The following is a 13,192-nucleotide window of genomic DNA, read 5'->3' as shown; positions in this document are numbered from 1 at the left end:
CTGGCGGCACCCCACGGGCACCGCGCCCACATCCCGACCTGGTTAAAATATCCCTCCCCACCCGCCAATCCATGCACTGCTTGGGTGAGGAGGGCTAACGAAATCGCTCAAACGCCGATCCGCGATCCGCTGCGTCGGCGGATTACCGGCCGACGTCCGACTAAGCGCCGACCTTCACGATCGACGACTTCGAGTACACGCCGTCCTGGCTGATCGCGAACAACATGTAGTAGCCCGGCGGCGCGAGATTCCCGTTGGCCGGAGCGGTCAACTCATAGGTACCGTTGGCGCCGGCCCAGAAGTCGACCTCCAGCAGTCGCTGATCGGTATTGATGGAATGCGTCGTGGCCGACATGCGCACCAGCGTGAATCGCTTGATCTGGCTGTTCTGGACGGACGCCGACACCGTGAAGCGCTGGCCGAAACCGACCGTCTTCGGCGCAGCGGCAATGATCGGACGCGGCAATCCCCTGAGCAGGGCCGGAGGGGTGAAGATCTCGGCCGCGCTCTCGTTGACCGTGCAGGTGCCGCATTGACCGCCGCCGCCAATCCAGACTCGGCCATCCGGAAGCAGCGTGGCGACCGAGTGATAGATGCGCGGCCTCGCGGCTGGCGCGAGCGTAGTCCAGGTGTTCGTTGCCGGGTTGTACATTTCCGGTGCGACGATTGCGCCGGTGTTGTTGAACAGGAACGACTTGGGCGACCCGCCGGTCACGAACACCTGTCCGTCGGGCATGGTCACGGCGTTAGCCTGGTAACGCGGGTAGCGCATGTCCGCGACCCGTTGTGCCGTACCGGTGTTGAGATCGATAACGAAGCTCTTCTTTCGCGCCGGGACTTGTTGCAGCCCCTTGTCCTCTTCTGCATTTTCATTGCCAAAGGCCATGGCGCCGCCCGCCATTAGGATCTTGTCGCGCGAGAACTGGGCCGACGGGGCGCCCTGGGCGTGGGTATCGATGCCTTGGCCGTTGTCACCGGGCCGATACGAGGCCACGGTGGTGGTGCCGTTGCCGTCGACCGTATGCCAGCGCATCGTCGGGCTTAGGCCGAACTCCAGAATCCGACCATCCGGCGCCAGGGCCAAGCGGCGGTAGTACTGCGCGCGGGCTTGCCCGTAGTTCCCGGCACCGACGGGGTAGGCATCGGGCTCGCCGGTCCCGGTCAGCAGGCGCCATGGCGTGTTGGTATCCTGGCCAGGAAGCCAGTACTCGCCGATCTTCTCCATGTTGGCATGGATCGGATTGCCATCCCCATCGCCGCCGATGGTGAAGATCTCGCCACCGCCCATGACGACGCCGGAGTTGTACCAACGCGGAATCGTCAGCGACGACTCACGTCTCCAATTGCCGGTCTCATAGTTGTAGCTGAACACCCGGTCGCGGTTCTCTTGCTTGCCACCGCCACCGATGATCATCACCCGACCGTCGGCCCCCATCACCAGCGCCGGGCAGAATGCTTCGAGACCGAAATCGGTATACAGCGGGTGGTGACTGGCCGTATCGGTCTTCGGATCGAAGTATCCGTAATAAGTACCCGTGCCTCCATGGAAGGAATGCGTGCCGCTTCCGGACCAATACATCACCCGGCCGTTCGGCAACACAGCGACCGACGAGGCCACCATATTCAGATCGACCGGGGCCGACCATGCGCCGGAGTAACGCGCATCGTTGGAGGCAGCAACGAACTTGTTGAAACCAAACTTCTCGTTGGCGCCGCCGTTGCACGCATACTGCACCAGCTTCGTGCCAGAAGTCTTGGACGCACCCGCTACCACCAGACACTTGTCGCTGTGCGCTGCCTTCAGCACGTAGCTGCCCGTGCTGGGTCGCTCGACCTTCCATTTCTGCGCCAAAGCCAGAACCCCGCCGCAGCTCGCCTTTGTGATCGGGGCATAGTTGTCTGTCCGGCCTGCGCCGACGCCCAAACACTGATTCGTGTCCGCGTCCTGACGCAGGCTGTACGTGCCATCGGCGTTGCCTGCCAGTTGGAACCGCTGCGAGGCGCTGCCGGTGCAGTAGCTCTGAACTGCTTGCCGCTGCCCGTCCACATCGATGCAGAGGCCCGAATCCTTGCCCACCGCCTCGGTCCGCCAACCGCTCAAACCGTCCTCCGCCAATGCATTGGCGGCGAAACTCGTAGCCGGAACCGTGCCCATGAGGGACACGGTCACGGCGAGAGTAGACAGCCTGATTTTTTCCTTCACAGCGTTCATTACCACTCCATAGACAAGCTAGACGCCGCTCTCCCGTTCAGCATCGGCGCAAAGCCTATCCGCAGAGCCCGGAGGTCGCCCATAAGCCTTTTCGGCTAGTAGGTCCCAAGCAGGTTCAAGAACCAGCCCTTGTGGTCGTAGTCGAAGTTGGTCAGGTCGTCGCTGAACTCGGTGAAGTTGTAGCCGACGCCGACGCGGAAGTTGCGGCCGATGTCGCGGTCGACGCCGACCAGGAAGCCGCGGCGGGTGCCGCCGTCCTTGACGTCGAGCCAGCGGTACTCGGCCAGCGCGTGCCAGGTTTCGGCGAACTCGTAGCGGGTCTGCACCGCGGCGAAGGTCGTGGCCGAATCGGCCCACTGCCCGGTCAGGCGGCCGTAGCGCACCTCGCCTTCGCGGCGCGCCAGCTTGCCGGCGAACTCCCAGTGGTGGTTCGGGTTGTAGATGCCCTCCAGCGACAGCACCTGGGTCTTCTGGTCGTAGAAGGCCACGTTGTCGCCGATCTGTGGCAGCGCCGACACGTCGTACAGGTACGTGTACTTGCCCAGCAGCGCGTACTTGGTCGTGTTCCACGGCCGCCAGGCGAAGCCGACGTTGCCTTCGATGAACTTGGCCCCGGCCTGCGGGTTCAGCTCGTCGGTGGTCTTGGAGTAGTTGAAGCGGCCGGCGACGCGGAAGCTCTCGTTGAACTTGTGGGTGATGTGGTTGGTGGTCACCCACTGCTCGCGCTGCTCGGCGCCGCGGTCCTCGCGCCACTCCAGCTTGCTCTGCCACTGGGTGTCGTTGGAGGTGTGGCCGCCGCTGACGCTGACCGCGCGCCGGTCGACTTCGCCGATCGCCTTGTCCAGGGTCGCGCTCTGCAGGGTGAAGCCGATGTTCCAGCCCTGGCTGGGATAGAAATCCATGCCGAAGGTATGCGCCAGGCCGGACTCGTTCGGCGCCTTGAGGAACTGGCTTTCGTTGAACATGTTGACCTGGTTCGACAGGCGCCAGCGCTGGCCCAGGGTCCAGCCCGAGTTCAGGCGGTTGTTGAACAGCGGATCGTAGTCGGTGCGGTCGGTCGAATAGGTGTAGCTGCCGTAGATCGTGTGGTCCGGCTGGATCCGGTACTCGGCGTTGACCTGGGCCGCGTCGCCGCGGTCGCCGGTGGTCAGTTCGGCGCCGACGCTGGACAGGTTGCCGAACACGTACTTGCCGCCGAGGGTGAAGGCGTCGTTGTCGCGGTAGCGGCCGCCGTCGTCGTCCAGGGTCACCTGGGCGGTGCCGTACAGGTCGAAGCGGCTGCCGAAGCGGTGCTTGTATTGCAAAGCGCCGAGCACGCCGGCCGCGTCCAGGCCATTGCGGTCTTCCTCGACCCGGCGGATTTCCGCCGCCCAGGTGGTGGCGTCGGTGATCCGCCATTCGCCGGTCAGCTGGGCCTGGGTCAGTGCGTCCTCGCCGCGGGTCGCGCGGCTGTAGCGGCCGTAGATGTTGAAGGTCGGGCTGAACTGGCCCAGCACCTCGAAACCGCGTTCCTCGACCTTCTGGCCGATGTCGTAGCGCGAGATCGAGTAGCCGGCGTCGACCTGGCGCCACCAGGCGCCGGCCGACCAGTCCAGCTGGGTCCAGCCCAGTTCCTTGAAGTTGGCCCGCGCCTCGACCGCGCTGGCGCTGCCCTCGCGGGCGCCCAGGCCGGAATTGATCTCGCTGAAGCTCAGGCCGCCGTTGTCGGAGTAGAAGATCGGCGCGCTGGTCGCTTCGGTCTTGCTGTGCTCGAGCTTGAGGTAGGTACCGCGGCCGGCCTGCAAGGTCAGGTCGGCGCCCTTGAGCGTGTAGTCTTCGCCGGCGCGGTTCTCGTCGATGTAGGTGCCGCCCAGGGCGACGTGGTCGCCGAACCAGTGCTTGCCGCGGAAGCCGGCGGTGACCGAGTCGGCGTCGAAGCCGTTGGGGACGAATTCGTAGTCGACCAGCAGCACCTGACTGTAGCCGTCCAGCGGCGCGTCGCGGGTCAGGGTCGGGATGTTCTCGCGGGTCACCTGGGCCAGCGGACGGGTCAGCAGCAGGCGGCCCTGCATCTCGTCGATCTCGTAGTCGGCGCCGCGGATCAGGTCGATGCGGTTCTCGACCCGGCCGGTGGTGGCGTCGCGCACTTCCAGCACGACCTTGTCCGAGCCCGGCAGCACGTCGGTGTGCTTGAGGTAGTACAGGCTGCCGCCGGTGCCGAGGAACTCGCTGTGGCCGGGCGCGGTCTGCGCTTCGGAACCGAACAGGCGCAGCTCGCTGCCCGGCTCGCCGAGCGCGGTGCTGCGGCGGCTGCGCCAGTTCAGCGCGCCGCCGTACAGCGAGCGGCTGTACTGGCCGAACTCGGTGCCGGTGATGCCGGTGTCGTAGTTGCCCCACAACGCCTGGCTCTTGTCCCAGTCGACCCGGACGTACAGCCGGCCCATGGTGTCGACGTCGCGGTAGGTGGTCGAATCGTCGCCGTAGACCGGGTAGTACAGGTCCGGGTCCAGGCGGCGGAAGATGTTCTGCGGATCGGCCTTCCAGAAGCCGTTGAACAGCTGCTCGACTTCGCGCTCGCGGGTGTCGGCCTGGGCGGTGACCAGGTACTTGCCCTTGATCTTGCCCTTCAGATAGAACGCCAGGCGGCCGTCGACCACCAAGTCCTTGTCGAAGTGCTCGTCGCCGGCCAGCGGTTCGACCGAGCCGGAGGTGCTGCCCTTGGACGCGGTCAGGTCGGCGATCGCGACGGCGAACATGTAGCGGCCGCTGACGTCGATGTCGAGCGTGTGCTCGATCTGGCCGCCCTCGCCCTTGAGCTTCAGGTCGTATCGGTGGCGGCCGATCGGCTCCAGGTACTCGGCGACCAGCTTGCGCTCCAGGTCGACCGGGAAGCTGCGGCCGTTGATGGTGACCGCGTAGTTCTCGGGGATGTTGCGGCCCTGGATGCGAATGCGCGAGCCGTAGATGCCGATGTTCTGCTGACGCAGGGTGCTGCTGCCGAAGGTCGATTCGGTCAGGCTGCGGCGCTGCGCCTCGTCGATGCCCAGCGCGGTGCCGTCCTTGCGCTCCATCGCGTTGCGCAGGGTCTGCAGGCCGCGCTCGGCCTCTTCCGGGCGCACCAGCTGCATGCGCTGCGGATAGGTCTCGTCGACGCTGCCGTCGGCGCCGTAGGCGCGCACCAGGTACAGCAGTTCGTCGCCGGCGCGGGCGGCGTAGCCGGCCGGCAGCGTGCCGTCCCACTCCACGTCGCTGACCGCGGCGACCGGCAGCTCGACCTTGGCCAGCGGATCGACCAGGTCGGTGTCGGTGGCGCGGTAGACCAGCACTTCCGCGCGTTGGATGAACGAGGAGTAGTTGTTGTAGGCGTAGAAGCGCACCGGCTTGACGATCCGGGTGCCGTCGAACGAGACCAGGCTGGTCGCGCTGACGTTCATCTCCGGACGGCCGAGGGTGGGGTCCTCGGTCGCCCAGATCACCCCGCCGTTGGGCAGGCTGACCGACCACTTGCCGATCGCCACCGCCTTGCCCGGCTGTTCCAGCGCCACCGACACCCGACGGTCCGGCTGCAGCGCCTCGGACGAGGACTGCTTGTTGGTGCCCTCGGTCACCGGCTTGCTGTAGCTGCGCGTGCGCAGCTTGAACAGCAGGCCGTCTTCGCCGCTGCAACCGGCCTCAGTGCACTTGCCCGTATCGACGTAGCCGGCCTCGGCCTTGGCTTGCGTGTGTCCGGAGTCCTGTGCGGCCGCGAGCGGGGCAACGCCCGCCAGCAGGCCGATCAGGGTGTAGTCCAGCAGCTTCATCTTCATGTTCGTCTTCATGATCCAGCCCCCTCAGTTCCGCTTCGCGCCGACAGGAGCTGTCGGATCGTTACTGGACTCGACCCGCACCTTGGCGCGAACCTCGGGGCTGAGCCGTTGAGCCAATGCCTCGTAGACCGCCTTGGCGCGCCGCATGCCGAGCGCGGTGTTGTACTCGTAGGACGCACGCACGTCGGTGTGGCCGACGATGGCGACGACGCCGCCCTTCATGCTGTCCAGGGCCTTGGCGACCTTGTCCAGCAGCGGTTCGAACTGCGGCTTGATGGTCGACTTGTCGGTGTCGAACAACACCGTGCCGAGCAACGCACCGCCCTCGCCCAGGCCGACGATCAACGAACCCGGATCGTCGGCGTCGCCGCGCACGCTGACCTTCAGCGCCTGCGCCGCATCGGCCGGCAACTGCTTCATCAGCGCATCCTTGACCGCGCTGGCGCGATCGAAGGCCAGCGACTGCGTGTCGCCGTTGGCCACGATCACCACCTCGCCGCCGCGGTGGCGCTTGACCTGCTCAGCCATCTTCTCGACCACCGGCAGGTACTGCGCCCGCACTTCGGCGCTGCCCGGGGCGAAGAAGACTTCGCCCAGTTCCATCTCGACCTGCTCCTGGCCGCCTTCGATCAGCCCGGCCGGCAGCTTGACGCCCCAGTCGAAGCGGACCGGCAGGCCCGGGGTGACGCGACGCACCAGCGGGTTGTCGGTGGTGAACACGCTGCCCGGCGGCAGGGTCGCGGGATCGATCTTGAGGATGAAGTTGCGGCCGCGCTCCAGGGTGCCCACATCGACGCCCTCCAGGTGGTAACGGCCGAACTGGTCGGTCTCCATCAACACGCCTTCCACCGAAGCGATGCGCACGCCCGGGATGCCGCGCTCGTCCACGCCGGTGTTGCTGACGACGTAATCGACCACGTAGCCGCCCTCGCCCTGGCTGACCCGACGTTCGACCGTCGGCGCCGCAGCCGTGAGGTTCTTGGCCGCATCGCCGCTGCGCTCGATCCGGGTGGTGCCGGCCGCATCCATCCGCACGGTCACGCCCTGCTTAGTGGTCAGCTTGAACCCGTCGTTGAAGCTCAGCGCGTTCAGGCGCTGACGGATCACCACGGTGTGGGCCGAGACCGGATCGGCGTCGGACTGCCGGCCGGCGATGCTGCCCAGGGCGATGCCGTGCAGCATCGGCGAGCTCGCATCCGGCTCCGGCGTCGGACCGGCGCCGCGATCGACCGTGGTCGAGTTCGGCACGTAGGCCTCCGGCGCGAAGCCGCCCTGGACCTTGACCTCGTCCATCGCCGCACTGTCCTGCCAGCCGTCGCCGTCGCGGTCGTCGAACACCGTGCCCAGGATCAGCGACTCGTCGAGCAGCGGATCGGCGATCAGTTGAACGTTGGCGGTAGCCTCGTTCGAAGCCACGCGACCGTTGTCGCGCATCAGCGCATGGTTGGTGTGGATGCCCGGACGCACGCCGGCGCCGACCCGCAGCAGGTAGGTGAACGTCGCCCGCTCACCGGCGGCGATGTCGACCTGGTCGACCTGGATCGGATAGGTACCGACCAGGCGGCCCGCACCGTCGCGATCGGCCACGCTCAGCGAGCCGTCGACGAAGCTGAAGCCGGCCGGCGGCGTATCGACCAGGGTCGCGTCGATCGCGTCGACGGTGCCGGTGTTCTCGACCGAGACCGTGTAGCGCACCAGATCGCCGATCTTCACGTCGCGCGGCGAGGCCTGCTTGATCACCCGCAGGCTCTGCAACACCACCACCGGAGTGCTGGTGATGCAGCTGCCCTGGCAGGTCGGGTTGTCCGAGCCGCTGCCGACGACGGCGTTGTCCACCGTCTCCGACGCCTGCGCATTGACCCGCGCGGTGTAGGTCACCGTGTAGGTGCCCGGCGCCGTGCCGGCCGGCAACGTGCACACCAGCGGATTGGCCCCGTTGCAGGCGTAGCCGGCCGAACCGGTCACCGCGACGAAGTCCAGGCCCGTGCCGAGGGTGTCGGTCAGGGTCAGGACATTGCGCGTCGGCGCGTTGCCCACGGTGGTGGTCAGCGCGTAGGTGATCGTATCTCCCTGGACCACCGAAGCGGTCGTACTGGCCGACTTCGCGTAGCCAACCACCGGCGGCTCTACCGGCGTCACCACGCACGCGTTCGACGGACAGGTCGGGTCCGGATCGCCCGTGCGCTTGGTCAGGTTGCGGACATCCGCGCTGGCGATCAGCGTATTCACCGTCGCCACCACCGTCACCTGCAGCATGCCGTTGGCCGGCACGTTCAATGCCGTCCAGGTCGTGGTCTGACCCGCATTGCTGCCGCCCGAGGTCGAGCTGACGTAGGTCAGGCCCGCGCTCAGCGTATCGGTCAGGTCGTAGCTCGCCGCCGAACCGCCGCTGTTGCTCAGGGTGATCGTGTAGGTCAGGGTCTCGCCCGCTTCGGCGATGCCCGCCTGGGTACCGCTTTCACTGGTCAACGCCTTGGCCAAGGTCACCGCACCGGCGGTCGGCGTCACCACGCACGCGCTCGACGGACAGGTCGGGTCCGGATCGCCCGTGCGCTTGGTCAGGTTGCGGACATCCGCACTGGCGATCGGCGTATTCACCGTCGCCACCACCGTCACCTGCAGCGTGCCGTTGGCCGGCACGCTCAACGCCGTCCAGGTCGTGGTCTGACCCGCATTGCTGCCGCCCGGGGTCGAGCTGACGTAGGTCAGGCCCGCGCTCAGCGTATCGGTCAGGTCGTAGCTCGCCGCCGTACCGCCGCTGTTGCTCAGGGTGATCGTGTAGGTCAGCGTCTCGCCCGCTTCGGCGATGCCCGCCTGGGTACCGCTTTCACTGGTCAACGCCTTGGCCAAGGTCACCACGCCGGCGGTCGGCGTCACCACGCACGCGCTCGACGGACAGACCGGGTCCGGATCGCCCGTGCGCTTGGTCAGGTTGCGGACGTCCGCACTGGCGATCGGCGTATTCACCGTCGCCACCACCGTCACCTGCAGCGTGCCGTTGGCCGGCACGCTCAACGCCGTCCAGGTCGTGGTCTGACCCGCATTGCTGCCGCCCGGGGTCGAGCTGACGTAGGTCAGGCCCGCGCTCAGCGTATCGGTCAGGTCGTAGCTCGCCGCCGTACCGCCGCTGTTGCTCAGGGTGATCGTGTAGGTCAAGGTCTCGCCCGCCTCGGCGATGCCCGCCTGGGTACCGCTTTCGGTCGTCAGCGCCTTAGACAACAACACTTGGCCCAACGTCGGCGTCACCACGCACGCGGTCGACGGACAGACCGGGTCCGGATCGCCCGTGCGCTTGGTCAGGTTGCGGACGTCCGCACTGGCGATCGGCGTATTCACCGTCGCCACCACCGTCACCTGCAGCGTGCCGTTGGCCGGCACGTTCAACGCCGTCCAGGTCGTGGTCTGACCCGCATTGCTGCCGCCCGAGGTCGAGCTGACGTAGGTCAGGCCCGCGCTCAGCGTATCGGTCAGGTCGTAGCTCGCCGCCGTACCGCCGCTGTTGCTCAGGGTGATCGTGTAGGTCAGCGTCTCGCCCGCTTCGGCGATGCCCGCCTGGGTACCGCTCTCGGTCGTCAGCGCCTTCGCCAAGGTCACCGCACCGGCGGTCGGCGTCACCACGCACGCGCTCGACGGACAGGTCGGGTCCGGATCGCCCGTGCGCTTGGTCAGGTTGCGGACATCCGCGCTGGCGATCGGCGTATTCACCGTCGCCACCACCGTCACCTGCAGCGTGCCGTTGGCCGGCACGTTCAACGCCGTCCAGGTCGTGGTCTGACCCGCATTGCTGCCGCCCGAGGTCGAGCTGACGTAGGTCAGGCCCGCGCTCAGCGTATCGGTCAGGTTATAGCTCGCCGCCGAACCGCCGCTGTTGCTCAGGGTGATTGTGTAGGTCAGGGTCTCGCCCGCTTCGGCGATGCCCGCCTGGGTACCGCTTTCACTGGTCAACGCCTTGGCCAAGGTCACCACGCCGGCGGTCGGCGTCACCACGCACGCGCTCGACGGACAGACCGGGTCCGGATCGCCCGTGCGCTTGGTCAGGTTGCGGACGTCCGCACTGGCGATCGGCGTATTCACCGTCGCCACCACCGTCACCTGCAGCGTGCCGTTGGCCGGCACGTTCAACGCCGTCCAGGTCGTGGTCTGACCCGCATTGCTGCCGCCCGGGGTCGAGCTGACGTAGGTCAGGCCCGCGCTCAGCGTATCGGTCAGGTCGTAGCTCGCCGCCGTACCGCCGCTGTTGCTCAGGGTGATCGTGTAGGTCAGCGTCTCGCCCGCTTCGGCGATGCCCGCCTGGGTACCACTCTCGGTCGTCAGCGCCTTGGCCAAGGTCACCGCACCGGCGGTCGGCGTCACCACGCACGTGGTCGACGGACAGGTCGGGTCCGGATCGCCCGTGCGCTTGGTCAGGTTGCGGACATCCGCACTGGCGATCGGCGTATTCACCGTCGCCACCACCGTCACCTGCAGCGTGCCGTTGGCCGGCACGCTCAACGCCGTCCAGGTCGTGGTCTGACCCGCATTGCTGCCGCCCGGGGTCGAGCTGACGTAGGTCAGGCCCGCGCTCAGCGTATCGGTCAGGTCGTAGCTCGCCGCCGTACCACCGCTGTTGCTCAGGGTGATCGTGTAGGTCAGGGTCTCGCCCGCTTCGGCGATGCCCGCCTGGGTACCGCTTTCGCTGGTCAGTGCCTTGGACAACGTCACCGTCGCGGCCGTCGGCGTGTCCTCCGAGCAGTCGTTGCCCGGCGATGCGCAATCGACGAACTGCGGCAGTGCGACGGTATTGACGATGTTGGCGGTACCCGCGGGCAGCGGGTCGAGTACCGTCACCCGGAAGGTTAGATCCTGCGAGGCGCCCGGAGCGATCGTAACCGCCGCCGTGTTGGTGCAGCTCGTGCCCGCCGCCGCGCCGGCGGCACAATTGAAGCTGTCGCCCGCCGCGGCGGTGGTCGCCGTCGGCACGGTCTCGGTAACGCCACCGACCGGAATGGTGGCCGGGGTGGTGCCGCTGTTGGTCAGTTGGATCTGATAAACCAGGGTTTCGCCCGCGGCCGCCGTCGGGCCGCCGGTGATCAGCGTCTTGACGACGTTGATGATCGGGGTCACCTCGGTGCAGTCGTTGCCGGGAGCCGCGCAATTGATCGGCGTACCGCCGGTCCCGTCGTTACGCCGGCCGATGGTAGCCGCCACGACGTTGTTGATTTCCGCCACGCCGCTCGGCAGCGGGTCATTGACCTCGACGACGAGGGTCAAATCGCCAGTGCCGCCCGCCGGAACTGCGACGGTATTGATGTTCACACAGGTGGGGCCCGAGCAAGTGGGCGTACAGTTAAGAGTGGTCCCGGTGACGGTGCAGGTGCCGAAGTCCTGCTCCGGGTGGCCGGCCAGATAGGTCGTGTTCGGCGGAATGGTCTCGATGACGTTGTTGGTGTAGACCGTGCCCGCGTCGCTGCCCGTGTTGCGGAACTGGAGGCGATAAACCAGCGTGTCGCCGGCCTTGATCGGTTCGCCGGCCACATACGGCGTGCCGTTGACCGAAGCCAGCGTTTTCACCAAGCCCGAAATATTGGGCACCAGCGGGAAACCGGTAGGAACGGCGCACGACGCCGTGTCGTTGACACTCGCCGCACCGAACGGAATGTCATACCGGCCGGTGGTTCGGTTGTAGAGATAGTTGCCGGTGTTGTTCGAGACGTAGACGGAGTTTGCGGTCGCTGCCAGAGCGTTCCACTGATTGGTGTTCTCCGACCCATCGGCCAACACCGGGCGGGTGAGGCGGGTCAAGGTGCTGGCGGTGAGATTGAAGGCGTAGAAGTCCCTGCCGACGGCCACCATGCCCTCGGTGGCGCTGGAGAAAATCAGATCGCCGGTGCCGCCGCCTTCCGGGGGAAAATCGGGAGTGAGTACGATGCGAGCGCCAATCGTATAGCGATTGCTCCCCGTGCCGCCGGTGACGGGAATGATCGGATAGAGCACGACGGGATTCGAACCGGACGAGATGTAGCCAACGCCGTTGGGAAACGCGGGGCTCGCCGGCGCCCAGGCGCCTCGGACGACGTCGACATCGCCTGCGTTTATTTCGCCCTCGGCGACGGTGAAGGGCTGCGCCGCGTCGGTTGCGGCACCGCTGCCGTCTATGGCCCTGAGCTGGACGGTTCCATTGTTTAAATCGCGGTTGACATACAGCAGGAGCCCGGCCGTCGAGTCGACCATCAGGCCGTTGGAGCCGTTGGCGTTCGAGCCCGGGTCGGCGATCGTGAACCGCGTCGGCATGGCCGTGTCGCCCGGGAAGAACTTACGTATTGTGACCGTGCCGCCGCCGCCGCTCAGCGAATAGATGGGCCGCTCTCCAGCAACTACCTCACAAAAATTCTCCGTCTGCGCCAGCGCCTGCCCGGCCGCGAACTGCGCCAGCAGCAGAAAGCTCCATGCGAGCCCGCGCCGCCAACCACGCGCAGGCGCTTGCGCGCCGCGCCGCAACAGGATTCCGAGGGCCGCATGCAGCATGCCCCCCGCTTGATCGCCGGTCCCACCACTTATTAACCGGGAAATATTCATTTCTCGTCGCCCATTGATTGATCCAGCTGCCGGCACAGCCCGCATGCACTCACCGGAAGTCCGTACTGATCGGCACCCATCAGCGATCGGTGCCATGGCCAAACGGCCAGAAGTTTGTGCTCAAACGACACTACCGCCCCACCACGAAAACTCTCGCGCTATCACCGACAGCCCGGCGCAGCCGAGCAAGGCGAAAATCAAAGTCAGCAAGGCACGGCTGTTGAGCCGCGAGCCGGGACTGAGGAACTCCCCCCGTCTTCCCGCTGGAGCGGGGCCGCGAGCGCAAGCCGGCGATGAACCGGCCGCCCCTGCCGTGGTCGCGATCGAGCGGACCGCATGACGATGTGTGTTGAAGTTCATAGGCCAGTACCCCCTGATCCGCCGGACAAAGCTCCGCCGGTCGAGCGCCCGCTGAGGCGCCCGCTGTGATTGCCGATTTCGTAAGGCGGCGGCCGGACGGCGATGTCTCAGCCGCTGCTGGACTCGCTACGACCCGCCACCCGCAGCCTCCCGCGCCCCGAAGCGCGCTAGAGAACGCACTCCAACCCCATCCCTGGGTGCAAAAACGGTGACTACCATCCCAACATGAAACATTGTGCTGAGAGTCTTATTGCTTTGGTATGCGGAAATGTCTTAGTCC

3 protein-coding genes are annotated in these 13,192 nt (G+C 66.6%); all 3 read right to left on the bottom strand.

Going from position 1 to position 13,192, the window contains the following annotated elements:
* Window positions 1–160 precede the first annotated feature (160 nt).
* Window positions 161–2,212, bottom strand: coding sequence for a galactose oxidase-like domain-containing protein (locus V2J18_RS02105; protein WP_079248127.1), 2,052 nt, complete (start codon window positions 2,210–2,212; stop codon window positions 161–163).
* Window positions 2,213–2,307: 95 nt separating this feature from the next.
* Window positions 2,308–5,997: a hypothetical protein gene (locus V2J18_RS02100; protein WP_336130777.1), complete on the bottom strand. Its 3,690-nt coding sequence runs from the start codon at window positions 5,995–5,997 to the stop codon at window positions 2,308–2,310.
* 24 nt (window positions 5,998–6,021) lie between these two features.
* Window positions 6,022–12,267, bottom strand: coding sequence for an OmpA family protein (locus V2J18_RS02095; protein ID WP_336130776.1), 6,246 nt, complete (start codon window positions 12,265–12,267; stop codon window positions 6,022–6,024).
* Window positions 12,268–13,192: the final 925 nt, after the last annotated feature.

This window comes from Lysobacter firmicutimachus (assembly GCF_037027445.1).
GTDB lineage: Bacteria > Pseudomonadota > Gammaproteobacteria > Xanthomonadales > Xanthomonadaceae > Lysobacter > Lysobacter firmicutimachus.
The sequence above is the reverse complement of the archived record's forward strand: the minus strand, read 5'-3'. Positions and strand labels throughout refer to the sequence as shown.

Bases quoted from the DNA above. Each gene is read 5' to 3' on its own strand.
- V2J18_RS02105 (WP_079248127.1), bottom strand. From the start codon at position 2,212: ATGAACGCTGTGAAGGAAAAAATCAGGCTGTCTACTCTCGCCGTGACC.
- V2J18_RS02100 (WP_336130777.1), bottom strand. From the start codon at position 5,997: ATGAAGATGAAGCTGCTGGACTACACCCTGATCGGCCTGCTGGCGGGC.
- V2J18_RS02095 (WP_336130776.1), bottom strand. From the start codon at position 12,267: ATGCCGACGCGGTTCACGATCGCCGACCCGGGCTCGAACGCCAACGGC.